The organism is Pseudomonas sp. WS 5503, from assembly GCF_012985385.1.
Taxonomy (GTDB): Bacteria; Pseudomonadota; Gammaproteobacteria; order Pseudomonadales; family Pseudomonadaceae; genus Aquipseudomonas; species Aquipseudomonas paracarnis.
Window position 1 is genome coordinate 59,582 of the sequence record NZ_JAAQWI010000005.1, and the last position, 23,417, is coordinate 82,998.

Below are 23,417 nucleotides of genomic sequence, written 5' to 3' on the forward strand. Positions count from 1 at the left end.
CGTGCGAAATCTTCTGGAACAGATCCGGAACCGCCTCGAAGAATTGAACAAGGCCGAGCGCAAAGTCGCTGAAGTGATCCTGCTCAACCCGCAGCAGGCCACACGCTTCTCGATCGCCGCCCTCGCCCAGGCCGCCTCGGTCAGTGAACCGACGGTCAACCGCTTCTGCCGTTCATTCGGTGTCAGCGGTTACCCTGAACTCAAATTGCAGTTGGCGCAAAGCCTGGCCAGTGGCGCCGCGTATGTCAGCCGCGCCGTGGAGGCCGATGATAACCCCGAGGCCTACACCCAGAAGATCTTTGGCAGCGCCATTGCCTCTTTGGACAGTGCGTGCCAGGCCCTGGACCCGGCGCTGATCAGCAAGGCCGTGGACTTGTTGATCCAGGCGCGGCAAATCCACTTCTTTGGCCTCGGCGCTTCGGCCCCCGTCGCCATGGACGCGTTGCACAAGTTCTTCCGCTTCAACCTGGCGGTGACCGCCCATGCCGACGTGCTGATGCAACGCATGATCGCCTCGGTGGCGCACACCGGTGAGTTGTTCGTGATCATTTCCTACACCGGCCGTACCCGCGAGCTGGTGGAAGTGGCGCGTATCGCTCGGGAAAACGGTGCGTCAGTGCTGGGCGTGACCGCCGAAAACTCGCCGCTGGCCAAGGCCAGTACGGTGAGCCTGAACATCCCGTTGCCGGAAGACACGGATATCTACATGCCGATGACTTCTCGGATTATCCAATTGACGGTGCTGGATGTGCTGGCGACCGGCATGACCTTGCGTCGCGGGGTGGATTTCCAGCCGCATTTGCGCAAGATCAAAGAGAGCTTGAATGACAGCCGGTATCCGGTGGGGGATGAATTCAACTAAATCCGTGTCAACTGATCGTTCCCACGCTCCGCGTGGGAATGCCTCACTGGACGCTCTGCGTCTGCCTTTAGCGTCGTGACGCGGAGCGTCATAGGCTGCATTCCCACGCGGAGCGTGGGAACGATCATGAATTCAACTAGCAGGCAGCTCTTCCAGCAGTACCTGCGATAGCGCCATCAGCCACACCGCTAAACCCCTGCCCTGGCCTGCAACCTCAAGTGGGCCCTCTCCCCCGGCGCCAGGCTCGCCGCCGCCATCGCCGCCTCTACGCACACAAACCCCGACGCTTCGTTAAAGCTCACGCCCAACAGCGGCCGGCTCCCCGGGTGCCACACCACCGTATCGGCGCTGTCGCCGGTGTCGATGCACAGTTCACGCTGCCAGGCGTGGTCCTTGAGCTGCAATTCGCCCTCATGCTGGAACACCCGCTGGCATCCGCCATCGACCCGCAATTCACCTTCCTGCTGGCAAACCTGGCGATTGAGCTGGTCGTAACCTTGTGCTCCTTCGAGCCCAGACAGCGCTACCTCATCGACGTGACCAATACGCCAGTAAGCGTGCAATGCATGGCTCAACTGGCACGGCAGCTCGTCGTGATGCTCGGTGCTCAGGCGCAGTTCCAGGGTGTCACCCAGGTGCGCGTGCAAGTCCACCTGCCAGTCGCACAGCTGCAATTGCCAGTGCAGGCGCACGCCGTCGTCATCGGTGCTGCTGTCGAGCAGTTTCCAGTCGATCAAGCGGGCCCATCCGTGGGACGGCCAGGCATTTTCGCTGGGGTGGCGGCCATACCACGGCCAGCACACCGGTACGCCGCCCCGAATGGCGCCGACCTGTGGCCACTTGGCCGCGCACCACAGCCATGGCTTCTGGCCGGTGGGCTGAAAATGCAACAATTGCGCACCCTGGCGACTGAACACCGCCTGGCACAGGGGGTGGTCGATCACCAACACATCGCGCATCTGAAAGCGCTCCCAGGCGAACACCGGACGCTCGCGCAGGGATTTGAAAAAGCGTTGCAGCGGTTGCTCGTGCATGTGCCCAGGTCCCGAATATCACAGTGCCACGCAAAAAAAAGCGGATAGCCATGGCTACCCGCAAATGCGCACAGAGAGAGGAGCTTATCGCAACAGCGTTAGAACGTAGACTGAATTTTCAGGCCCGCTACCAGCGCGTTGTCGACTTTATCCACGCCGCCAGGCTGGACAACGTACTGCAGGTTCGGACGCACAGTCAGCCAGTTGGTGACGTGGAAACCGTAGTTGAGTTCGACGTTGTATTCAGTCTCACGAATCGGCGTGTACAGCGGATTGTCGTAGTCGCTCACACCATTGGCGGCGTTGAGCAATTGAGAGTTCTTCTTCACGTCATCGTTGACATGCAGGCGAGCGACGCCAATGCCGACGTCATCTTTTGGACGCGCGTCGAATGGGCCTTTGTACACGAGCATCAACGACTGGTAGTTGTCGACCAGGTTGGTTTCCTTGTCATGGAAGGTCGCGTTGGCTGCAATGTTCAGGCCACGGGAAGCGTCGCCGTTATGGGTGGTGAGTTGCTGTTGCGCAACGAACCAGTAACCTTTCTTGCTGCTGCGGGTACGGAAGTCGGCGCCGCTGAGGACCGCATCGTTACCGTTGACGTCTTCACGTACATCCGGAGCATCGGCCGCACTTTTATAGAAACCCACACGGTATTCGCCCGGCAGGTTATTAACCTTCGGCGACCAGACCAATTCCACCGGAATCACGGTGCCCTTGGTACCACTGCCGCTGAGTTTGAAGCCGTTGCCGTGCTCCAACTGCGACGGGTTCTGGTTGTAGGCACCGATTTGCGCATACAGCTCAGGCGTGATGTTGTATTTCACGCGTATAGCGGCCTGGGCGACCGGCCAGTTGTACCAGGTATTGACGTAGTTACCGACCTGCGAGCCGCAGAACGACAGGTTCTGGAAGTCGCAAGGGAAGGTGTTGAAGTCTTCGCCTTCACCGAAGTAACCGAGCTTCACGTCCAGCTTGTTGTCGAACATCTGGTGCTGAATCCAGAACTGGGTCAGACGCACCATGTGGCCACGGCCATACACTTCTTGCGAGGAACTCAAGGTGCCGGCACGCGGGTCGCCAATGCGGTCATTGGAGATGTTCTGGCCATTACGATTGGTCAACTGGATCTTGGCCTGGGTGTTATCCCAGCCCCACAGTTTTTGCAGGTCCAGCGCCACGCCCAGACCGAACTGGTCGGAGTAACGACCGGTCTTGTCGTCGTTGTAGCCGCCGTGGGCGTTGTAGCCCATCTCGCCCACGTAGTCGGCCTTGATGTCGATACCTTGCTCGATCAGCTTGGTACGCTCGCCGCCCCAATCGCCGGTCATCCACTTGGAATCGGCGCTGAATGCATCGGCCGCCATCGCATTGGCGGACAATACAAGGGCTGCTGCCGCTGACAGTTGGCAGATCAGCCGGGTCTTGTTGTGTTGCTTTTTCATCCCTACATCCTCGTCTTTATTGTTATTAAACTGTTTTTATCTAACGCGGGTTACATTTTTTAACTAAAACAATCACTTATCTTGCTTAACGCCCCTTGAACTGGGTCACATTGTCGGCATGCCCCTGTGCCGGCAATGAAGCCACTGCGCCCAACCGCTCACCGGTCTTGGCGTCAAACAGCAATACCTTGGCCGGATCGAACTGCAAGGTCAGGGTCTCGCCCACTTGCGGTGCCACGTCCGGCGCCAAACGGCAGCAGACCTTGGTGTCATTGAGCTGCACAAACACCAGGGTGTCCGGGCCGGTAGGCTCGGTCACCTGCACTTCGGCGCGAATGCTCGACGCGCCATTGCCCTCGCCTGCTGCCAGCACGATCTGTTCCGGGCGCAGGCCCAGGATCACATCGCGGTCTTCCAACCCGGCGTCATTCATGCCCAGCGGCAACTCGCAACGGGCCTGGCCGCTGTCGAGTAGCGCGACCAGACCACCGTTCTGGCGTTTTAGACGCATGGGAACGAAGTTCATCGGTGGTGAACCGATAAAGCTTGCCACAAACAGGTTGGCAGGGTCGTTGTAAATTTCCTTCGGGGTGCCGAATTGCTGAATGATGCCGTCCTTCATCACCGCCACTTTGTCGCCCAGGGTCATCGCTTCGATCTGGTCGTGGGTCACGTAGACGGTGGTGGTTTTCAGACGCTGGTGCATCAGCTTCATTTCGGTACGCATCTCGACCCGCAGCTTGGCGTCGAGGTTGGACAGCGGTTCGTCGAACAGGTAGATCTTCGGCCGACGCGCCAGGGCACGGCCCATGGCCACGCGCTGTTGCTGGCCACCGGACAACTGGCCCGGCTTGCGGTTGAGCAGGTGTTCGATCTGCAGCAACTTGGCCACGCGCGCCACTTCGGCGTCGATGTCGGCTTGCGGCATCTTGCGGATCTTGAGGCCGAACTCGATGTTCTCGCGCACGCTCATGGTCGGGTACAGCGCGTAGGACTGGAACACCATGGCGATGTCACGGTCCTTGGGGCTCATGCCGCTCACGTCTTGATCACCGATCATGATCGCGCCGCCGGTGATGGTCTCAAGGCCGGCGATGCAGTTCATCAGCGTGGATTTGCCACAGCCCGACGGGCCGACCAGGATGAGGAACTCGCCTTCCTTGATCGACAGTTCGATGTTCTTCAAGGTGTCGGGCAGGCCGGCGCCATAGGTCTTGTTTACATTGCGAAGTTCAAGCGTAGCCATGATTACCCCTTGACCGCGCCGGCCGTGAGGCCGCGCACGAAATACTTGCCTGCGATCACATAGACCAGCAGGGTCGGCAGCCCGGCGATCATCGCCGCCGCCATATCCACGTTATATTCCTTGGCCCCGGTACTGGTGTTGACCAGGTTGTTCAGCGCCACCGTGATGGGCTGGGAGTCGCCACTGGAGAACACCACACCGAACAGGAAGTCGTTCCAGATCTGGGTGAACTGCCAGATCAGGCAGACCATGATGATCGGCGTCGACATCGGCAGGATGATCCGGCGGAAGATGGTGAAAAAACCCGCTCCGTCCAGGCGTGCTGCCTTGATCAGCGCATCCGGGATGCTCACGTAGTAGTTACGGAAGAACAGCGTGGTGAACGCCAGGCCGTAGACCACGTGGATAAACACCAGGCCGGTGGTGGTGCTGGCCAGGCCCATCTTGCCGAGGGTGAACGACGCGGGCAGCAACACAGTCTGGAACGGCAGGAAGCAGCCGAATAGCAGCAGGCCGAAGAACAGCTGCGAACCCCGGAAGCGCCAGAACGACAGCACGTAGCCGTTCAAGGCGCCAATGGCGGTAGAGATGAGCACAGCAGGAACGGTGATCTTGATCGAGTTCCAGAAGTAGCCATCCACGGTGGCCCAGGCCTTGACCCAGCCGATGCCGCTGACCACGGTGGGCCAGCTCAGCAGGTTACCGGTGCTGATGTCTTCCGGGGTCTTGAAGCTGGTGAGCAGCATCACCACCAGCGGCACCAGGTACAGCAGCACCGCCAGGATCAGCACCGCGTAGATCGCGATGCGGCTCAGGCTGATGGCAGGTTTGGTGGCGAGACTAGTCATTGCGCTTGGTCCTCAGCTCGGAATACAGGTACGGCACAATGATCGCGAGGATCGCACCGAGCATCAGGATTGCACTGGCCGAACCCATGCCCATCTGGCCGCGACTGAAGGTGAACGAGTACATGAACATAGCCGGCAGGTCGGACGAGTAGCCCGGGCCGCCTGCGGTCATTGCCGCCACCAGGTCGAAGCTCTTGATCGCAATGTGCGCCAGGATCATCACCGCACTGAAGAACACCGGACGCAGGCTGGGCAGCACCACGCTCCAGTAGATACGCGGCAGGCTCGCGCCGTCGATCTGCGCAGCGCGGATGATCGACTGATCAACACCGCGCAGGCCGGCGAGGAACATCGCCATGATAAAGCCCGAGGCTTGCCACACAGCGGCAATCACCAGGCAGTAGACCACGCGGTCCGGGTCGATCAGCCAGTCGAGACGGAAGCCTTCCCAGCCCCAGTCCCGCAGGAGTTTGTCCAGGCCCATGCCCGGGTTGAGCAACCATTTCCAGGCGGTACCGGTGACGATCATGGAGAGCGCCATCGGGTACAGGTAAATGGTGCGGATAAAGCCTTCGCGGCGGATTTTCTGGTCGAGGAAAATCGCCAGCAGCACACCGATCACCAGGGTGATGCCGATGAACATGCCGCCGAACACGGCCAGGTTCTTGCTCGCCACCCACCAGCGGTCGTTATCGAACAGCCGCTGATACTGCGCCAGGCCCGCCCATTTGTAGCTGGGCAGGAAGGTCGAGGTGGTGAACGACAGCACGAACGTCCACAGGATGTAGCCATAAAAGCCCACCAGCACGATGAACATGCTCGGCGCCAGCACCAGTTTAGGGAGCCAGCGCTGCAGCACATCGAATGGCGAGGCCTTGCTGAACACAGCAACAGAACTCATGGGAAAATCCAGTACAGGGAAAAAGGACTACAGCCTGCAGGAACCCGCCTTTGTGGCGAGGGAGCTTGCTCCCGCTCGGCTGCGAAGCAGACGCTGTCTTTGGGGGCGCTTCGCACCCCAGCGGGAGCAAGCTCCCTCGCCACAGCAAGCCGGGTTCCTACATAGGGTGTTACTTGGCCGACTTGATCGCCGCGCCAAGCTTCTTGGCCGTGTCGGCCGGGTCGGCTTTCGGGTCGTTGATGAAGTTGGTCACGACATCAAAGAACGCACCTTGCACCGCCAGGGTGGTGGCCATGTTGTGCGCCATGCTTGGCTGCAGGCCGCCAGTCTTGGCGTCGGCCAGGAAGTCCTTGGCGGCGGTCTGAGCGCAGGAATCAAAGCCGTAGGATTCCATCTTGGTCAGCATGTCGTTACGCACAGGGATCGAGCCCTTGTTGATGCTGAACACCTTCTGGAAGTTTTCACCCAACACTACTTTGGCGATGTCCTGCTGACCAGCGGCAGTGCCTTTGTCTTTCTGCTTGAACACCGCCAGGGAGTCGATGTTGTAGGTGAAGGCTTTATCAGTGCCCGGGAACGCTACGCACTCATAATCCTTGCCGGCGACTTTCTTGGCGGCGGTCCACTCGGACTTGGCCCAGTCACCCATGATCTGCATGCCGGCCTTGCCGTTGATGACCTTGCCAGCTTCCAGGTTCCAGTCCTGGCCCTTGCCGTCGACGTCCATGTAGGTCGCGACTTTCTTCAGCTCGGTGAGGGCCTTGACCATTTCCGGGCCGGTCAGTGCGCCGTTATCCAGGTCGACCAGCGCTTTCTTGTAGCCATCAGCGCCCATTACCGAAAGCACCACCGCTTCGAACACGGTGCTGTCCTGCCAAGGCTGGCCGCCGTGGGCGAGCGCAATGAAGCCTGCAGCCTTGAGCTTGTCGCCCGCTGCATAGAATTCTTCGAGGGTGGTTGGGTTCTTGGTGATGCCGGCTTTCTTGAAGACTTCCGGGTTGATCCACAGCCAGTTCACGCGGTGGATATTCACCGGCACGGCCACGTAGTCACCGTCGTATTTCACGGTGTCGGAGACTTTCTTGTCGAGCAGCGAATCCCATTTTTCTTCTTTGGCGACGTCTTTGAGCACGTCGGTGTCGAGCAGGCCAGTAGAGGCCCATTCCTGAATATCGGGGCCTTTGATCTGGGCAACGCCTGGCGGGTTGCCAGCGACCGCACGGCTTTTCAGCACGGTCATGGCGGTGGCGCCACCGCCGCCTGCCACTGCACCGTCTTTCCAGGTGAAGCCGTCTTTCTCAACTTGGGCCTTCAGGACATCCACAGCCGCTTTTTCACCGCCGGAGGTCCACCAATGCACCACTTCCACCGTACCTTTGGAGTCGGCGGCAAATGCACTGAGGGGGAACAACGAGGCAATGGAAATAGCGACGGCGAGGCGATTAATCGCGTTCATCTGAGTACCTTTTCTTGTTGTTATGCATGCAAGTCTAGAGCTTGCGCTGCACGGAGTTTAAACATGGATTTTCGGGGCGCAGGTAACAAAGGGACGTACAAATGTCACCACCTGGTGACATAGCATCCGCTGCCCAATGCACTGGCCAGGCTGGGTGCCAAGGGCAGTGCAGGCAGCACGACCGCTTGCCAGGCATGGTACAGGTCAGGTTTGCCGCCCCAGATTTTACTGCTGGGTTGGTTGTGCGGGCTGAGTTCGTGGTGCCAACTGCCCTGGAGCCGGTCGATAAATTGGGTTTCGCAAAACTCCCAGAAGCGTCGGTACCAGGTTTCGTAATGCAGCTCGCCGCTACGTTTGAGCAGCGCCTGAGCAGCGGCGCTGGCTTCAGCATGGGTCCAGTGCAGGCGCTCGCGTACCACCGGGCGCTGGTTCCAATCCAGAGTGTAGACAAGGCCCGGCGCACCATCCACCGCCCAGGCGTACTCGCAGGCACTGGCGAACAGGCCTTTGGCGTCGCTCACCAGCCAGTCCGGCGTGGTCAGCTTGGCCTTGAGGCGCGCAGCTTCAAGGTGCAGCAGCAACCGCGCCCATTCGAAACCATGGCCGGGGGTGATGCCGTAGGGGCGAAAGCCATCGGCGGGGTTGTCTTGGTTGTAACCGAGCAACGGCTTCCAGTGCGCATCGAAATGTTCGATGACCATGAACTGGTTGCCAGCGGCGTGGGTGTGGATCACCCGTTCGACGATGCGCAGCGCACGGTCCAGCCAACGTGTATCACCACTGACATCGGCCAATGCCAGGAAAGCTTCGGTGGCGTGCATGTTGCTGTTGGCGCCACGATAGGCTTCGACGCCGCTCCAGTCCCGGGCAAAGGATTCGAGCATGACGCCCTCCTCTTCGCTCCAGAAGAACTGGTCGATGATATGGACGGCGTCGTTCATTAATGTGTGCGCTCCCGGCGCGCCGGCCACCACGGCAGAGCTGGCGGCGAGGGCCACGAAGGCGTGCAGGTAGGCGGCCTTGCCGGTGTTGCCATCAGCCGCCTGGGGCGCGGCGAACCAGCCACCGTGCTCACTGTCACGCAGCGGGCCGCTGAGCGCTGCCACACCGTGCGCCACCAGTTCGGCATAACCCGGCAACCCCATGGCATGGGCCATGGCAAAGCTGTGGGTCATGCGCGCGGTGTTCATGGTTTCGGCGCGGGCATTGGCCGGCAACTGGCCTTTATCGTCGAGGTTGCCGAACCCGTCCGGCAGGCGCGATGCCTTGGCGAACGCCAACAGGCGCTGGCCTTCCGCGGCGAGCCAAGCGTAATGGGCAGGTGCATTCAGCCAACTGCTGGCAGGCAGTGGTTGGGTGGTCATGGGTGGCCCTTATTGTTTTTTTGGGATGACCGGAGTCTAAACAAGGGCGTGGGATGGGCAAGTAACGAAGGGGAAAAGAAATGTCACCGAGTGGTGACAATCAGCACCCTAATGTAGGAGCGAGCTTGCTCGCGAAAAGCTCACAAGCGCCGCGTTTATTCCAGGAAACCTGCGTGATCGTTAACGTTTTTTGCGAGCAAGCTCGCTCCTACAGAGAACGATTCAGATCGTTCGCACGCAGAGCGTGGGAACGAGCCTGTCCGGTCTACATCATTGCCCCAGTGGGGTGACCGCAGCAGGCGCATTGAGACGCTGATTCAAGTTCTGCACCTGGCTCTGCAAGGTGGTGATATTGCGCGTGGTCTGGATGCGGAACACGTCAAATTCCTTGTTGGTCGGCGCGTCGATATTGGCCGGCTGGTTTTCCTGGGCGCTCTTGAGCACCAGCACGTCCTGCTCGAGGCGGGCGATGGCCGCGCTTGGGTTGCCTTGTTTCTTCAAGGCCGCCACATCGGTGGCCAGGCTCTTGCTCTCGGCCTGTGCTGCCGTGAGGCTGGTGACCGCGTCAGTGAGGGCCTGCACCTGGCCTTGCAGCTTGGCATTGGCCGCTGTCAGCTCGGTGTTGCTGGCGCTCATCTGGGCCAGGCGGCTGTCCAGTTCGGTGGTTTGACCGGCGACGCCCAACTGTTGCTTGCCCTGCTCCTGCAACTGGGCTTCCAGTTGCTTGATCTGCAACTTCAAGGCTTCGCTGCCGTTGTTCACATTCGCTTCGCTGGCCACGACCTTGCCGGAAATCGCCTGTAGCCGTCCTGCCGCTTCCTCGCTGATACGGGCAAAGCTTTCCTGGGTGGCAACCAACTGCTGGCCCATCAGGGAAATCTGCTGGAAGCTCCACCAGGCCAGGCCCGCAAAGGCGATCAACAGCGCACCGACCAGTGCCCACAACGGGCCAGTGCTGGCGCTCTTGACCTTGACCACGGGCGTCGTTCGCGAACGCACCGACGTGGCGGGGGTCGGCACGAAATCATCGTCATCCCCAAGGTCGGCCCGCAGGCTGGGAACGTTGTCGAAGTCGTCTTTAGCATCGTTACGCATGAATCTACCCTGAATCAATGAGATGGCTGGCTCTAAAGCCGAGCGGCAGGAGTATAAACCGCACTCCCGGCGCGTGGATCGACTCGGAACCTGGAATTGGGTTCCCGAAGTGTTGCTGCTTATGAGGTTATTGGCGGCCCGGGTCCTGGGCTTTCCACCAACTGCAGAACTCGTCGAGCGCGGCCCACAGGCTGACCTTGGGCTCGTAGTCGAGATAATGCCTGGCGCGACTGATGTCGAGGGTGAAGTTTTTATTCATCACTTGCATGCCCAGACGCGATAACGCCGGTTCCGGCCGCCCCGGCCACATCGCGCAGAATGCCTCGTTCAACGCCGCCACGCTGTAGGACAAACCGTAGGATCGATAGCGGGTCACTTGGGGCAGTTCCATCTGCCGCATCACGTAGTTCACCACATCCCAGATCGGCACCGGTGCGCCATTGCTGATGTTGTAGGCTTTGCCCAGGGCCGAGCCGGTAGCGAGCAAACTGCTGAGCAGCGCCTCGTTGAGGTTGTGCACGCTGGTGAAGTCGACTTTGTTCAAACCGTCGCCGACGATCGCCAGACGATTCTTGCGCTGCATTTTCAGCAAGCGCGGGAAGATGCTCATATCGCCGGCCCCGGTGACAAAGCGTGGGCGCAGGGCTATCACTTGCAGGCCGAACTCCTGGGCGCCGAACACCTTCTGCTCGGCCAGGTATTTGGTAGCGGCATAGGGATGCTTGAAACGCTTGGGCACTTGTTCTTCGGTGAGCCCCAGATGGTCGCGACCGTCAAAGTAGATAGACGGCGACGACAGGTGCACCAGGCGCCCGACGCGCTGTTTCAGGCAGGCCTCGACGACGTTTTCGGTGACCAGCACATTGTTCTGGTGGAAGTCCTGGTACTTGCCCCACAGCCCAACGGCGCCGGCGCAATGCACCACGGCTTCGACATCGCGGCACAGGTCGCGCACCAGGTCGGCATCATTCAAGTCACCCTGGATAAACTCGGCACCGCGCCGTACCAGGTGCTCCACACCCTCGGCGCGCCGCCCGTTGACCCGCACGTCCAGGCCTTGTTCAAGGGCGAAGCGCGCAAAGCGCCCGCCAATGAAGCCGCTTGCGCCGGTGACCAGAATTTTCATGAAGCCTCCTACGGATGCAGCTGCAAGCGTCAAGCTTAAAGCTGCAAGTTAAAAACGATCTGCGAGCTCTTCACCCGCAGCTTGCAGCTTGACGCTTGTCACTGCTGATAGGGCACCAGCCAACGGCCACATACCTGGGCCAGATGGTCAGTCAACAAGCCCAACAGTTGCCCGCCACTGCGCCAATGATGCCAGTACAGCGGCACATCGATGGGCTTATCTGGCAATAACTCGACCAATACACCGGTTTCCAACTGGTCGCGCACCTGCAATTCAGGCACCAGGCCCCACCCCAGGCCGGCTTCCGTCAGGCGGATAAAACCTTCGGATGAAGGGCACAGATGGTGTTCGAAACCACCGTCCACGCCAAGGGACGCCAGGTAGCGGTGCTGCAGGAAATCATCCGGGCCGAACACCAGCGCAGGCGTGCGCGCCAATTGGTCGGCCCGCACGCCTCCAGGAAAATGCCGCGCCAGAAAGGCCGGGCTGGCCAGCGCCCGATAACGCATGGCGCCCAGCAACAGGCTGCGAGCACCGGCCACAGGACGCTCGCTGGCACAAATGCAGGCCGCCACTTCACCGGCGCGCATGCGCTTGAGGCCCACGGTCTGGTCTTCGACCACCAGGTCCAGCAACACATGCTGTTCGGCGCAGAAGTCGCTGACTGCTTCGGCCCACCAAGTGGCGAGGCTGTCGGCATTCAGGGCAATGCGCAGGCGCTCAGGCATGCCCTCCTCGTCCAGGGCCGGCACCTGGCTTTGCAGGTCACGCTCCAGCAAACGCACCTGCTGCACATGGTTGAGCAGGCGCCGACCGATATCGGTGGGCGTTGGCGGCGAGGCCCGTATCAACACCGGCTGGCCGACGCGCGCCTCCAATAGCTTGATGCGTTGGGAGATGGCTGATTGCGACAGCCCCAACACCTGAGCACCGCGCTCAAAGCCGGCTTGTTCCACCACCGCCGCCAGGGCGGAAAGCAATTTATAGTCGAACATCAGTTTCTCTAATGAGCGATCAGCAATATTGGTTTTTCTTATACAGCCCCGACCCGCACCATAGCCAGCATCGTTTGAGCATCAACAAGGATCTCCCTCTATGTGGCAAAGCTATATGAACGGTTTGCTGGTGGCCCTCGGGTTGATCATGGCAATCGGCAGCCAAAATGCATTCGTACTCGCGCAGAGCCTGCGCCGCGAACACCACTTACCCGTGGCGGCGTTGTGTGTGATCTGCGACGCACTGCTAGTGGCCGCTGGGGTATTCGGGCTGGCCACCGTGCTGGCGCAGAGCCCGATACTGCTGGCGGTGGCACGCTGGGGCGGCGCAGCGTTCTTGCTCTGGTATGGCGCATGCGCGCTGCGCAGGGCGTGCTCCAAGCAGAGCCTGGACCAAAGCGACACCCTCAAGACGCGCTCATTGCGCGCTGTGCTGCTGAGCGCTTTGGCGGTCACCTTGCTCAACCCCCACGTCTACCTGGACACCGTCCTGCTGATCGGCTCCCTGGGCGCGCAACAAACCGAACCCGGTGCCTACGTAGCCGGTGCAGCCAGTGCATCGTTCCTGTGGTTCGCCACCCTGGCGCTGGGTGCGGCATGGTTGGCACCCTGGCTGGCACGCCCGGCCACCTGGCGCCTGCTGGACCTGCTGGTGGCCGCGATGATGTTCTCGGTGGCCTATCAACTGATCAGCGCCTGAGCAATATTCCAAAACGCTCTGGAACCTCTATCCCACACAGTTGTTGCGTGGTTATGCCGCACCCCCGGTGCTATGATCGGCCCCCTGCGCCGCAAAGAGTACAAACTCCCCGGCGCATGTTTGGCCGCCCGTGATCGGCCTTGCGCTCACCGCAACTGACCTGATTAGGAGAATCATCATGGCTTTCGAATTGCCGCCGCTGCCCTACGCACACGATGCCCTGCAGCCGCACATCTCCAAGGAAACCTTGGAATACCACCACGACAAGCACCACAACACCTATGTCGTGAACCTGAACAACCTGGTGCCTGGCACCGAGTTCGAAGGCAAGACCCTGGAAGAGATCGTCAAGTCTTCCTCGGGTGGCATCTTCAACAACGCCGCTCAGGTCTGGAACCACACTTTCTACTGGAACTGCCTGGCGCCGAACGCCGGCGGCCAACCAACCGGCGCACTGGCTGAAGCCATCAACGCTGCGTTCGGTTCGTTCGACAAGTTCAAGGAAGAGTTCACCAAGACTTCGGTCGGCACCTTCGGTTCCGGTTGGGGCTGGCTGGTGAAAAAGGCTGACGGTTCCCTGGCCCTGGCCAGCACCATCGGCGCCGGCAACCCGCTGACCAACGGCGACACCCCGCTGTTGACCTGCGACGTCTGGGAACACGCCTACTACATCGACTACCGCAACGTGCGTCCAAAATATGTAGAAGCGTTCTGGAACCTGGTCAACTGGAAGTTCGTGGCTGAGCAGTTCGAAGGCAAGACCTTCACTGCCTAAGCGACGCTTGCAGTAAAAAGAGCCCGGCGATTGCCGGGCTTTTTCATGGGCGCCCTGATTGCCATGCCAGAAATCCCGGAACCCAACGGTAACTATTCACCACACAAACGCCAGGAGGAATAAACCTCCTGAATCAATGTGGAGAATGACAATGGATCCTATTTCAACGGCCGCAGGTGCAGTGCCAATGTTATCCGGTCTTCTTGAGAAGGGAATGGACCTGGCAAAAAGCGCACTGGACTTGACGAACAAACTCGTAGACATAGCGGGTGAACAGTCAAAGGTCGGAGGGGAAGAGCAACAGCCAGAGGGTAAGATCAATTTTTGAGAGCGTCGCCAAACAGAGGGCGGATCTGTTCCGCCTTCTTCTTCTCTGCCCGACGTCCAGCCCACGCCTCAAACGTCCTGACATAAGCGGGTATCCCTCCACGTTTATCCAGCCCCTTCAATTAATCTCAAGCCCGAATGTCCCTTTGACTGCCATCACCAGATTGCCAATACTCATGGCATATTGACGGCCACCCGCATGAGACAAGGAATGCCCCTTTGAAGCTGGAACTCAAGAACAGCTTGTCGGTGAAGTTGCTACGGGTTGTGCTGCTGTCGGCATTGATCGTGGGTGTGGCGCTGAGCGTGGCGCAGATCGTTTTTGATGCCTACAAAACGCGCCAGGCCGTGGCGGGCGATGCCCAGCGCATCCTCGACATGTTTCGCGACCCCTCGACCCAGGCCGTGTACAGCCTGGATCGCGAGATGGGCATGCAGGTGATCGAAGGTCTGTTCCAGGACGACGCTGTGCGCATGGCTTCCATCGGGCACCCCAACGAGACCATGCTGGCGGAAAAAAGCCGTCCTTTACAGCAGTCGCCCAGCCGCTGGTTGACCGACCTGATTCTTGGCCAGGAACGCTCCTTTACTACTGCGTTGGTGGGCAAGGGCCCCTACAGCGAATATTACGGCGACCTGAGCATCACCCTCGACACCGCCACCTATGGCCGAAGTTTTCTGGTCAGCTCGGTCATCATCTTTATCTCGGGCGTATTGCGCGCCCTGGTCATGGGGCTGGTGCTGTACCTGGTGTATCACTGGATGCTCACCAAACCGCTGTCGCGGATGATCGAGCACCTGACCTCGATCAACCCGGACCGCCCCAGCGAGCACAAGATCCCTCAGCTCAAGGGCCACGAACGCAACGAACTGGGGCAGTGGATAAACACCGCCAACCAATTGCTCGAATCCATCGAGCGCAATACCCACCTGCGCCACGAGGCCGAATCGAGCCTGTTGCGCATGGCCCAATACGACTTCCTGACCGGCCTGCCGAACCGCCAGAAGTTGCAGGCGCAACTGGACAAAATCCTCACGGACGCCGGCCGCCGGCAACGCCGTGTCGCGGTGTTGTGCGTGGGGCTGGATGATTTCAAGAGCGTCAACGAGCAATTCACCTACCAGGCCGGCGACAAACTCTTGTTGGCGCTGGCTGATCGCTTGCGCGCCCATAGTGGCCACCTGGGCACGCTCGCCCGCCTGGGCGGCGACCAGTTCGCCCTGGTGCAAGCCGATATCGACCAGCCCTACGAAGCCGCCGAACTGGCGCAAAGCATCCTTGATGACCTGGAAGCAGAGTTCGCCCTTGAGCATGACCTGATCCGCCTGCGCGCCACCATCGGCATCACGCTGTTCCCGGAAGATGGCGACAGCACCGAGAAGTTGCTCCAGAAAGCCGAGCAGACCATGACCCTGGCCAAGAGCCGCTCGCGCAACCGCTATCAGTTTTATATCGCCAGCGTCGACAGCGAAATGCGCCGGCGTCGTGAACTGGAGAAAGACTTGCGAGACGCCTTGGGCCGCGAGCAGTTTCACTTGGTGTACCAACCACAAGTCAGCTATCTCGACCATCACGTGGTCGGTGTGGAAGCCCTGCTGCGCTGGCAACACCCGGAACATGGGCTGGTACCGCCGGACTTGTTCATTCCGTTGGCGGAACAGAACGGCACCATCATTCCCATCGGCGAATGGGTGCTGGACCAGGCGTGTCGGCAACTGCGCGAATGGCATGACCAGGGTTTCACCGCGCTGCGCATGGCCGTCAACCTGTCCACCGTGCAACTGCACCACACCGAGTTGCCGCGGGTGGTCAACAACCTGATGCAGATCTATCGCCTGCCGCCCCGCAGCCTGGAGCTGGAAGTTACCGAGACCGGCCTGATGGAAGACATCAGCACCGCAGCCCAGCACCTGCTGAGCCTGCGTCGCTCCGGCGCGCTGATCGCCATTGATGACTTCGGCACCGGCTACTCATCCTTGAGTTACCTCAAGAGCCTGCCCCTGGACAAGATCAAGATCGACAAGAGCTTCGTCCAGGACCTGCAGGACGACGACGATGACGCCACCATCGTGCGCGCCATTATCCAATTGGGCAAAAGCCTGGGCATGCAGGTGATTGCCGAAGGCGTGGAGACTGCCGAACAGGAGGCCTACATCATCTCCGAGGGGTGCCATGAGGGGCAGGGTTATCACTACAGCAAACCGCTGCAGGCCCGGGAGTTGACGGCTTATCTGAAGCAGTCCGAGCGCAATAACGCCGTGAGTCTTTGAATTTACACTTCGATACTCAATATTTCCCGCGTATAAGCCTTTACACAAAATGCAAATCTTTCGCATTATGTCGCAGCGTTTGCGCTCCCCGCGCGCCCTTTCAACAACCGAAGCAGGATGTTCGCCATGATTCGTATGCCCCTGGCCACCGCCAGTCTGCTGGCCATTGCCATTTCTCTCGCCGGTTGCGGCGAAGGTAAAGACAAGGCCGCCGCGCCCCAGGCACCCGCTGCCGCCAGCACTACCGCACCGGCGGCTGCCCCGGCTGGCCAGGTCGACGAAGCGGCCGCCAAGGCCGTGGTCGCGCACTACGCAGACATGGTGTTTGCGGTGTACAGCGATGCCGAATCCACCGCAAAAACCCTGCAGACCGCAATCGATACCTTCCTCGCCAACCCGAACGACGAAACCCTGAAAGCGGCCCGTACCGCCTGGATCGCCGCACGCGTACCCTACCTGCAGAGCGAAGTATTCCGCTTCGGCAACACCATCATCGACGACTGGGAAGGCCAGGTGAACGCCTGGCCCCTGGACGAAGGCCTGATCGACTACGTCGACAAGTCCTACGAGCACGCGCTGGGCAACCCAGGTGCCAACGCCAACATCATCGCCAATAACGAGATCCAGGTCGGCGAAGACAAGGTCGACGTCAAGGAGATCACTCCGGAAAAACTCGCCAGCCTCAATGAACTGGGCGGTTCCGAAGCGAACGTCGCCACCGGCTACCACGCCATCGAATTCCTGCTGTGGGGCCAGGACCTCAACGGCACCGGCCCAGGCGCGGGCAACCGCCCGGCGTCGGACTACATGACCGGTGATGGTGCAACCGGCGGCCACAACGAGCGTCGCCGCACTTACCTGCGAGCTGTCACTCAACTGCTGGTCAGCGACCTGCAGGAAATGGTCGGCAACTGGAAGCCCAACGTCGAAGACAACTACCGCGCCACCCTGGAGTCGGAACCTGCGACCGATGGCCTGCGTAAAATGCTGTTCGGCATGGGCAGCCTGTCTCTGGGCGAACTCGCCGGGGAGCGCATGAAAGTATCCCTGGAAGCCAACTCGCCAGAAGACGAGCAAGACTGCTTCAGCGACAACACCCATTACTCGCACTTCTACGACGCCAAGGGCATCCGTAACGTTTACTTGGGCGAATACACCCGTGTTGACGGTACCAAGCTGACCGGCGCCAGCCTGTCGTCCCTGGTGGCCAAGGCCGACCCGGCAGCAGATGCAGCCCTCAAGGCTGACCTGGCCGCCACCGAAGCGAAGATCCAGGTGATGGTTGACCACGCCAACAACGGCGAGCACTACGACCAGTTGATCGCCGCCGACAATGAAAAGGGCAACCAGATCGTGCGTGACTCGATTGCCGCCCTGGTCAAGCAGACCGGCTCGATCGAAGCCGCTGCTGGCAAGCTGGGCATCAGCGACCTGAACCCGGACAGCGCTGATCACGAGTTCTGATCAAGCGCAGTTGAAAGAGGCGACCTGCGGGTCGCCTTTTTCATGCGCGCAATAACTGCCGCCGTTATACCTGTGGGAGCTGGCTTGCCTGCGATGGCGGTGGTTCAGTCGACTGATCTGTAACTGACACACCGCCATCGCAGGCAAGCCAGCTCCCACATTGGATTGCGGGGCGTCAGGTGGATATCCGCCGGCTGGCAGGCCAGCTCCCACAGGGGTTCTCCATCAACCGGCAGCCCTTGGTTTACAAGACCTGCACCGCAGGTAGAATGGCGCCTCTGCCCAATCACCCGAGCGAACTTCATGGCGTTGCCGACCCTGCGCATCATCGGTTTCATCATCGGCATCTTCCTGATCACCCTTGCGGTCGCCATGGTGATCCCGATGGCGACCCTGGTGATCTTCGAACGCACCAGCGACCTGCCCTCGTTCCTGTGGGCCAGCCTGATCACCTTTATCGCCGGCCTGGCGCTGGTCATCCCTGGTCGCCCAGAGCACGTGCACCTGCGCCCCAGGGACATGTACCTGCTGACGGTCAGTAGTTGGGTGGTGGTGTGCATCTTCGCCGCCCTGCCCTTTTTGCTGACCCAGCACATCAGCTACACCGACTCGTTCTTCGAAAGCATGTCCGGCATCACCGCCACGGGCTCCACCGTGTTGAGCGGGCTGGACAGCATGTCGCCGGGCATTTTGATGTGGCGTTCGCTGCTGCACTGGCTCGGCGGTATCGGCTTTATCGGCATGGCGGTGGCGATCCTGCCGCTGCTGCGCATTGGTGGCATGCGCCTGTTCCAGACCGAATCCTCGGACCGCTCGGAAAAGGTCATGCCTCGTTCACACATGGTGGCGCGCCTGATCGTGGCGGCGTATGTGGGCATCACCATCTTCGGCAGCCTGGCCTTCTGGTGGGCCGGAATGGGCGTGTTCGATGCGATCAACCATGCGATGTCAGCGATTTCCACGGGCGGGTTTTCCACCTCGGACGAGTCCCTGGCCCATTGGAAACAACCGGCGGTGCATTGGGTCGCGGTGGTGGTGATGATCCTGGGCAGCTTGCCGTTCGCCCTGTACGTGGCCACTTTACGTGGTAACCGTCGGGCGCTGATCAAGGACCAGCAGGTGCAAGGCTTGCTCGGCCTGTTGCTGGTGACCTGGCTGGTACTCGGCACCTGGTACTGGTGGACCACCAACCTGCATTGGCTCGATGCCTTGCGCCATGTGGCGCTGAACGTGACGTCTGTGGTGACTACCACCGGCTTTGCACTGGGGGATTACAGCTTGTGGGGCAACTTCTCACTGATGCTGTTTTTCTACCTGGGCTTTATCGGCGGCTGCTCGGGCTCCACCGCGGGCGGTATCAAAATCTTCCGTTTCCAGGTGGCCTACATCCTGCTCAAGGCCAACTTGAATCAGTTGATCCATCCGCGCGCGGTGATCAAGCAGAAGTACAACGGCCATCGCCTCGATGAAGAGATTGTGCGGTCGATCCTGACTTTTTCGTTTTTCTTCGCCATCACCATCTGCATGATCGCCCTGGCCCTGTCGCTGCTAGGCGTGGACTGGATGACCGCGTTGACCGGCGCCGCCAGTACCGTTTCCGGCGTGGGCCCCGGCCTGGGCGAAACCATCGGCCCAGCCGGCAACTTCGCCACCCTGCCGGATGCCGCCAAGTGGATCCTGTCTTTGGGCATGTTGTTGGGTCGCCTGGAGATCATCACCGTGTTTGTGTTGTGCATTCCGGCGTTCTGGCGTCACTGACCGACGACATTTGTTGCAAGCGCGCCCGGTATTCACCGGGCGTGGCATCGAACCAGCGGCGAAACGCGCGGAAAAAGTTGCTCGGGTCGGCAAACCCCAGCAGGTAAGCGATTTCCAGCAAGGTCATGCTGGGTTGTGCCAGGTACTGCTCGGCCAGTTCGCGCCGGGTGTCATCAAGCAAGGCCTGGAAGCTGGTGCCCTCCTCCTGCAGCCGCCGCTGCAAGGTGCGCTGGGACAGGTGCAACGTCTGGGCCACGGCTTCGCGCTTGGGCTCGCCCTGAGGCAACAGGCGGCACAGCACCTGACGCGCCTTATGGGTCACGCGGCTTTCGGAAAAACGCGCCAGGTATTCACCGGCAAAGCGATCATGCAACAGCGCCATGGCTTCGTTGGCCGTGGGCAGCGGCGCCTCCATGTCCGCCTGCTCGAAAATCAGCGCGTCATAGGGTGCATTGAATTGCAAAGGCGCATGAAAGGCCTGTTGGTAGGGCGCCAGGTCCGCCGGCTGCTCGCCTTGCAGCAGCACTTTGCGGGGCTGCAGGGTGCGCCCGGTGAGCCAGCCGCACAGGGCCAGGGCGCTGGCCAGCGAGGCTTCGGCGCTTTGACGGGTCGGCGGCAGGTGATCGCCATGCACCGTCAGAATCAACGCATAGCCTTCGGGTAACAGTCGAAAACTCAAATCAGCGCTTTCGGCGATGATGCGCTGGTAGCGCACCAATCGCATAAAACCTTCGGCCAGGGTGTTGCTGGACATCAACGCATAACCGGCAACGTGAAACGAGGCCGGGCGCACCACCTTGCCCATGTTCAGGCCAATCGCCGGGTTACCCGACACCTCTACCGCGCGTTGCCACAGGCGGGTCATGGCGTCTTGCGGGAAGCGCGCATCGGGGTCACTGAGGGCGGCGTAGTCCAAGCCCAGTTGCTTGAACAAGGCACGGCAATCCAGGCCATCCATTTCCAGCGCCTTGACGATGCCCATCGCCCAGCTTGCAGAAGTTGTTCGTTCGCTCATGGCGTCTTCTTGTTGAAAGCAGGCTCAAACGGCAGCCAGGAAGCCAAGGATACTAAAGTGGCATCTATTGTCACTGGCTGTTAGCACTGATCACTCTAGACTCAAATAAGCTCCCCGCCGCGCACCCGTTGGCGGCACAGCAACCAGAGGGCCGGTGACCGTGGAAAACATCAAGAAATTCAACAGTTTTGCCGAGTTCTACCCGTACTACCTGAGCGAACATGGCAACAGCACCTGCCGACGCCTGCACTTTATCGGCACCACCCTGGTAATAGGCATTCTCGCGTACGCCATCGGCAGAGGCTCATTGGTTCTGCTGCTGGCGTTGCCCCTGGCAGGCTACAGCTTTGCCTGGATTGGCCACTTCTTCTTCGAAAAGAACCGCCCCGCCACCTTTCAGCACCCGTTCTACAGCTTGCTGGGGGATTTTGTGATGTACCGCGACATGATCCTGGGCAAGGTGCCGTTCTAGGGGTGTGACCTCATGTCACTTGCGCCTGAACCATTAAAAATTGTGCATCTGTGGAGATAAAAGTCTTTTTGTCATTTACGGTGCTGTATCCTGCCAAGGCTTTTTGAGAGCGCGGAATCACCTGCGATTGAAAAAACAGACCTTGCGAGGAGCGACCACGATGCACGAGATACCTAATCTCCCCTTCCCAAGCCTGCACCCAACTGAGCAGCCAACACCGCAGCAGGCCAGCGACAAGCAGCCTGAGGCCAAAGAAGCAAAACCAGTCGAGCGCGAAAGCCGAGACTGACGCCGTACCAGACCGTGTGGAAAGCGCGCCTTTGAGCGCTTTCCACACTGCCTGAATTATCCGAGACCTTCACTATGACCACTTCCCCTTCCGACACGCCGGACGCCGCTGTACTCGACGCTGCCTTGCAGATGGTCGAAGTCTGGAACCGCCTCAGTGCCGACAAGCAAGCAGCACTGCTCAAGCGCTTCGGCACCCAGGAAAACGCTTTGGCTGCCCTGGTGACCACTCAATTACTGGCCCCCACCCAAGCTTGATCGGCTTTAGAGCTGACGTTTTACATTTTTGCCGCCCTGCCCGGCCTGCGCGCCGGTATCATTAGCAGCCTATCTTTACCTGCTGCGACAGTGGATCCCTCCCATGCCAGATACCCAGCGCCCCATGGCGGTCACGCTGCAAGTTGTTTCCATCGTGCTGTTTACCTTCATCGGCTATTTGAATATCGGCATCCCCCTGGCCGTATTACCGGGCTATGTCCATAGCCAGCTGGGCTATGGCGCCGTCATCGCCGGGCTGGTGATCAGCGTGCAATACCTGGCAACCCTGCTGAGCCGCCCCTATGCCGGTAAGATCATCGACAATCTGGGCAGCAAGCGCGCCGTGCTGCTCGGCTTGGTGGGCTGCGGTTTGAGTGGCGTGTTCATGTTGTTTGCGGCGTGGTTTTCCAGCCTGCCGGCTATGAGCCTCGGCTGCCTGCTGGTCGGGCGGCTGGTGCTGGGCAGCGCTGAAAGCCTGGTGGGTTCGGGCGCGATTGGCTGGGGCATTGGCCGTGTCGGCGCGGCGAACACGGCCAAGGTTATTTCCTGGAACGGCATCGCCAGCTACGGCGCGCTGGCGGTCGGTGCGCCGCTGGGGGTGCTGCTGGTCAGCCATTTTGGGCTGTGGAGCATGGGCGTCAGCATCATTCTGTTGGCCGTGCTGGGTGTGCTGTTGGCCTGGAAAAAACAAGCGGCGCCGATTGTGCCCGGCATCCGTTTGCCGTTCATGAACGTGCTGGGCCGCGTGCTGCCCCATGGTTGCGCGCTGGCGCTGGGCTCCATCGGCTTTGGCACCATCGCCACCTTTATCACGTTGTATTACAGCACCCAGCACTGGGATAACGCGGTGTGGGCCTTGAGCCTGTTCGGTGCCAGTTTTATCGGCGCACGCTTGCTGTTTGGCAATTTGATCAACCGCATTGGCGGTTTTCGCGTCGCAATCGCCTGCCTGTCAGTGGAAGTGCTGGGCCTGCTGTTGCTGTGGCTGGCGCCGGATGCCCAACTGGCGTTGGCGGGTGCGGCGTTGAGCGGTTTCGGCTTTTCCCTGGTGTTCCCGGCGCTGGGGGTTGAGGCGGTCAACCTGGTGCCGGCCTCCAGCCGAGGTTCGGCGGTGGGCGCCTATTCGCTGTTTATCGACTTGTCCCTGGGCATCACCGGGCCGCTGGCGGGCGCCGTGGCGGCAGGTTTTGGCTTTGCCTCGATATTCCTGTTCGCCGCCCTCGCAGCTTTCGCCGGTTTGCTGCTGAGCTTCTACCTGTACCGCCAGGCGCCCAAGGCCCGCGAAACACGCGACGCCTAGAAGTCGACCTTGCCGCGCCCGGCCTTGATGCTGCCGCGCTTGGTCTTGGACTCAAGGCGGCGTTTCTTCGAACCCAGGGTGGGCTTGGTCGGACGGCGCTTTTTCTCGACCTTGGTGGCGCTCTGGATCAACTCCACCAGGCGCTCCAGCGCATCGGCGCGGTTCTGCTCCTGGGTGCGATATTGCTGGGCCTTGAGCACCAGCACGCCTTCGCTGGTGATCCGGCTGTCACGCAGCGCCAGCAGGCGCTCCTTGTAAAACTCCGGCAACGACGAGGCCGGAATATCAAACCGCAGGTGCACCGCACTCGACACCTTATTGACGTTCTGCCCACCGGCACCCTGGGCACGAATGGCGGTCAGCTCGATCTCGGCGTCGGGCAGGTGCACATTGTTGGAAATTTCCAGCATCAATCAA

General features: G+C 60.4%; 22 protein-coding genes. 10 read left to right on the forward strand and 12 right to left on the reverse strand.

Annotated features, from left to right (window positions below; translation table 11 throughout):
• The first annotated feature begins 1 nt into the window (after position 1).
• Positions 2–862 (forward strand): MurR/RpiR family transcriptional regulator, encoded by an 861-nt coding sequence (locus HBO10_RS14535; RefSeq protein ID WP_169856377.1) that lies wholly within the window; start codon positions 2–4, stop codon positions 860–862.
• Positions 863–1,050: 188 nt separating this feature from the next.
• Here HBO10_RS14535 and HBO10_RS14540 read toward each other — a convergent pair whose 3' ends face one another.
• The 10 genes from HBO10_RS14540 to HBO10_RS14585 form a co-directional block, all read right to left on the reverse strand.
• A complete protein-coding gene (locus HBO10_RS14540) occupies positions 1,051–1,896 on the reverse strand; it encodes a D-hexose-6-phosphate mutarotase (RefSeq protein ID WP_034128522.1) in 846 nt (281 codons plus the stop codon).
• Positions 1,897–1,994: 98 nt separating this feature from the next.
• Positions 1,995–3,341, reverse strand: a complete 1,347-nt coding sequence (locus tag HBO10_RS14545) for a carbohydrate porin (RefSeq protein WP_034128523.1) — start codon at positions 3,339–3,341, stop codon at positions 1,995–1,997.
• 85 nt (positions 3,342–3,426) lie between these two features.
• Positions 3,427–4,587 (reverse strand): sn-glycerol-3-phosphate ABC transporter ATP-binding protein UgpC, encoded by a 1,161-nt coding sequence (gene ugpC, locus HBO10_RS14550; RefSeq protein WP_034128524.1) that lies wholly within the window; start codon positions 4,585–4,587, stop codon positions 3,427–3,429.
• Between the two features lie 2 nt (positions 4,588–4,589).
• A complete protein-coding gene (locus tag HBO10_RS14555; RefSeq protein ID WP_034128525.1) occupies positions 4,590–5,435 on the reverse strand; it encodes a carbohydrate ABC transporter permease in 846 nt (281 codons plus the stop codon).
• Positions 5,428–6,336, reverse strand: a complete 909-nt coding sequence (locus tag HBO10_RS14560) for a sugar ABC transporter permease (RefSeq protein ID WP_003193765.1) — start codon at positions 6,334–6,336, stop codon at positions 5,428–5,430. The genes HBO10_RS14555 and HBO10_RS14560 overlap by 8 nt, the downstream gene beginning before the upstream one ends.
• Positions 6,337–6,505: 169 nt before the next feature.
• Positions 6,506–7,792, reverse strand: coding sequence for an ABC transporter substrate-binding protein (locus HBO10_RS14565; protein ID WP_003193767.1), 1,287 nt, complete (start codon positions 7,790–7,792; stop codon positions 6,506–6,508).
• A 104-nt stretch (positions 7,793–7,896) separates the two neighbouring features.
• Positions 7,897–9,156 (reverse strand): AGE family epimerase/isomerase, encoded by a 1,260-nt coding sequence (locus HBO10_RS14570; RefSeq protein WP_034128526.1) that lies wholly within the window; start codon positions 9,154–9,156, stop codon positions 7,897–7,899.
• A gap of 270 nt (positions 9,157–9,426) precedes the next feature.
• Entirely contained in the window at positions 9,427–10,251 is an 825-nt protein-coding gene (locus tag HBO10_RS14575) for an ATPase (protein ID WP_034128527.1), read from the reverse strand.
• 127 nt (positions 10,252–10,378) lie between these two features.
• Positions 10,379–11,377 carry an NAD(P)-dependent oxidoreductase gene (locus HBO10_RS14580; protein ID WP_034128528.1) on the reverse strand — a complete coding sequence of 333 codons (999 nt, stop codon included), beginning with the start codon at positions 11,375–11,377 and terminating at the stop codon, positions 10,379–10,381.
• Between the two features lie 98 nt (positions 11,378–11,475).
• Positions 11,476–12,372 (reverse strand): LysR family transcriptional regulator ArgP, encoded by an 897-nt coding sequence (locus HBO10_RS14585; RefSeq protein WP_034128529.1) that lies wholly within the window; start codon positions 12,370–12,372, stop codon positions 11,476–11,478.
• Between the two features lie 100 nt (positions 12,373–12,472).
• Here HBO10_RS14585 and HBO10_RS14590 point away from each other — a divergent pair, with 100 nt between their 5' ends.
• The 6 genes from HBO10_RS14590 (at position 12,473) to HBO10_RS14615 (ending at position 19,667) form a co-directional block, all read left to right on the forward strand.
• Positions 12,473–13,072: a LysE/ArgO family amino acid transporter gene (locus HBO10_RS14590; RefSeq protein WP_034128530.1), complete on the forward strand. Its 600-nt coding sequence runs from the start codon at positions 12,473–12,475 to the stop codon at positions 13,070–13,072.
• 178 nt (positions 13,073–13,250) lie between these two features.
• Positions 13,251–13,847 carry a Fe-Mn family superoxide dismutase gene (locus HBO10_RS14595; protein WP_003175739.1) on the forward strand — a complete coding sequence of 199 codons (597 nt, stop codon included), beginning with the start codon at positions 13,251–13,253 and terminating at the stop codon, positions 13,845–13,847.
• Between the two features lie 151 nt (positions 13,848–13,998).
• Positions 13,999–14,175, forward strand: a complete 177-nt coding sequence (locus tag HBO10_RS14600) for a hypothetical protein (RefSeq protein ID WP_169922014.1) — start codon at positions 13,999–14,001, stop codon at positions 14,173–14,175.
• 218 nt (positions 14,176–14,393) lie between these two features.
• Positions 14,394–16,445 (forward strand): GGDEF domain-containing phosphodiesterase, encoded by a 2,052-nt coding sequence (locus HBO10_RS14605; protein ID WP_034128532.1) that lies wholly within the window; start codon positions 14,394–14,396, stop codon positions 16,443–16,445.
• Between the two features lie 126 nt (positions 16,446–16,571).
• Complete coding sequence (locus HBO10_RS14610) at positions 16,572–17,909, forward strand: imelysin family protein (protein ID WP_034128533.1); 1,338 nt, start codon at positions 16,572–16,574, stop codon at positions 17,907–17,909.
• A gap of 303 nt (positions 17,910–18,212) precedes the next feature.
• The gene (locus HBO10_RS14615; protein WP_003193780.1) at positions 18,213–19,667 is read left to right on the forward strand and encodes a TrkH family potassium uptake protein; all 1,455 of its coding nucleotides are present in this window, start codon (positions 18,213–18,215) and stop codon (positions 19,665–19,667) included.
• Here HBO10_RS14615 and HBO10_RS14620 read toward each other — a convergent pair.
• Positions 19,624–20,682, reverse strand: coding sequence for an AraC family transcriptional regulator (locus HBO10_RS14620; RefSeq protein ID WP_034128534.1), 1,059 nt, complete (start codon positions 20,680–20,682; stop codon positions 19,624–19,626). The genes HBO10_RS14615 and HBO10_RS14620 overlap by 44 nt on opposite strands.
• Before the next feature lie 160 nt (positions 20,683–20,842).
• Between HBO10_RS14620 and HBO10_RS14625 the strand changes: the two genes are divergently transcribed.
• The 3 genes from HBO10_RS14625 (at position 20,843) to HBO10_RS14635 (ending at position 23,000) form a co-directional block, all read left to right on the forward strand.
• Positions 20,843–21,154, forward strand: coding sequence for a DUF962 domain-containing protein (locus tag HBO10_RS14625; RefSeq protein WP_034128574.1), 312 nt, complete (start codon positions 20,843–20,845; stop codon positions 21,152–21,154).
• A gap of 363 nt (positions 21,155–21,517) precedes the next feature.
• Positions 21,518–21,700, forward strand: coding sequence for a hypothetical protein (locus HBO10_RS14630; RefSeq protein ID WP_014719677.1), 183 nt, complete (start codon positions 21,518–21,520; stop codon positions 21,698–21,700).
• A 103-nt stretch (positions 21,701–21,803) separates the two neighbouring features.
• Positions 21,804–23,000, forward strand: coding sequence for an MFS transporter (locus tag HBO10_RS14635; protein WP_034128535.1), 1,197 nt, complete (start codon positions 21,804–21,806; stop codon positions 22,998–23,000).
• On the opposite strand, the gene arfB is transcribed toward HBO10_RS14635, so the two are convergent.
• Complete coding sequence (arfB, locus tag HBO10_RS14640; RefSeq protein ID WP_034128536.1) at positions 22,997–23,410, reverse strand: alternative ribosome rescue aminoacyl-tRNA hydrolase ArfB; 414 nt, start codon at positions 23,408–23,410, stop codon at positions 22,997–22,999. The two genes, HBO10_RS14635 and arfB, sit on opposite strands and share 4 nt — an antisense overlap.
• Positions 23,411–23,417 lie beyond the last annotated feature (7 nt).

Coding starts and splice junctions, on each gene's coding strand:
- HBO10_RS14545 (WP_034128523.1), bottom strand. CDS start 3,341: ATGAAAAAGCAACACAACAAGACCCGGCTGATCTGCCAACTGTCAGCG.
- ugpC (WP_034128524.1), bottom strand. CDS start 4,587: ATGGCTACGCTTGAACTTCGCAATGTAAACAAGACCTATGGCGCCGGC.
- HBO10_RS14580 (WP_034128528.1), bottom strand. CDS start 11,377: ATGAAAATTCTGGTCACCGGCGCAAGCGGCTTCATTGGCGGGCGCTTT.
- HBO10_RS14595 (WP_003175739.1), top strand. CDS start 13,251: ATGGCTTTCGAATTGCCGCCGCTGCCCTACGCACACGATGCCCTGCAG.
- HBO10_RS14570 (WP_034128526.1), bottom strand. CDS start 9,156: ATGACCACCCAACCACTGCCTGCCAGCAGTTGGCTGAATGCACCTGCC.
- HBO10_RS14600 (WP_169922014.1), top strand. CDS start 13,999: ATGGATCCTATTTCAACGGCCGCAGGTGCAGTGCCAATGTTATCCGGT.
- HBO10_RS14635 (WP_034128535.1), top strand. CDS start 21,804: ATGCCAGATACCCAGCGCCCCATGGCGGTCACGCTGCAAGTTGTTTCC.
- HBO10_RS14620 (WP_034128534.1), bottom strand. CDS start 20,682: ATGAGCGAACGAACAACTTCTGCAAGCTGGGCGATGGGCATCGTCAAG.
- HBO10_RS14555 (WP_034128525.1), bottom strand. CDS start 5,435: ATGACTAGTCTCGCCACCAAACCTGCCATCAGCCTGAGCCGCATCGCG.
- HBO10_RS14590 (WP_034128530.1), top strand. CDS start 12,473: ATGTGGCAAAGCTATATGAACGGTTTGCTGGTGGCCCTCGGGTTGATC.
- HBO10_RS14575 (WP_034128527.1), bottom strand. CDS start 10,251: ATGCGTAACGATGCTAAAGACGACTTCGACAACGTTCCCAGCCTGCGG.
- HBO10_RS14540 (WP_034128522.1), bottom strand. CDS start 1,896: ATGCACGAGCAACCGCTGCAACGCTTTTTCAAATCCCTGCGCGAGCGT.
- arfB (WP_034128536.1), bottom strand. CDS start 23,410: ATGCTGGAAATTTCCAACAATGTGCACCTGCCCGACGCCGAGATCGAG.
- HBO10_RS14615 (WP_003193780.1), top strand. CDS start 18,213: ATGGCGTTGCCGACCCTGCGCATCATCGGTTTCATCATCGGCATCTTC.
- HBO10_RS14585 (WP_034128529.1), bottom strand. CDS start 12,372: ATGTTCGACTATAAATTGCTTTCCGCCCTGGCGGCGGTGGTGGAACAA.
- HBO10_RS14610 (WP_034128533.1), top strand. CDS start 16,572: ATGATTCGTATGCCCCTGGCCACCGCCAGTCTGCTGGCCATTGCCATT.
- HBO10_RS14560 (WP_003193765.1), bottom strand. CDS start 6,336: ATGAGTTCTGTTGCTGTGTTCAGCAAGGCCTCGCCATTCGATGTGCTG.
- HBO10_RS14565 (WP_003193767.1), bottom strand. CDS start 7,792: ATGAACGCGATTAATCGCCTCGCCGTCGCTATTTCCATTGCCTCGTTG.
- HBO10_RS14630 (WP_014719677.1), top strand. CDS start 21,518: ATGACCACTTCCCCTTCCGACACGCCGGACGCCGCTGTACTCGACGCT.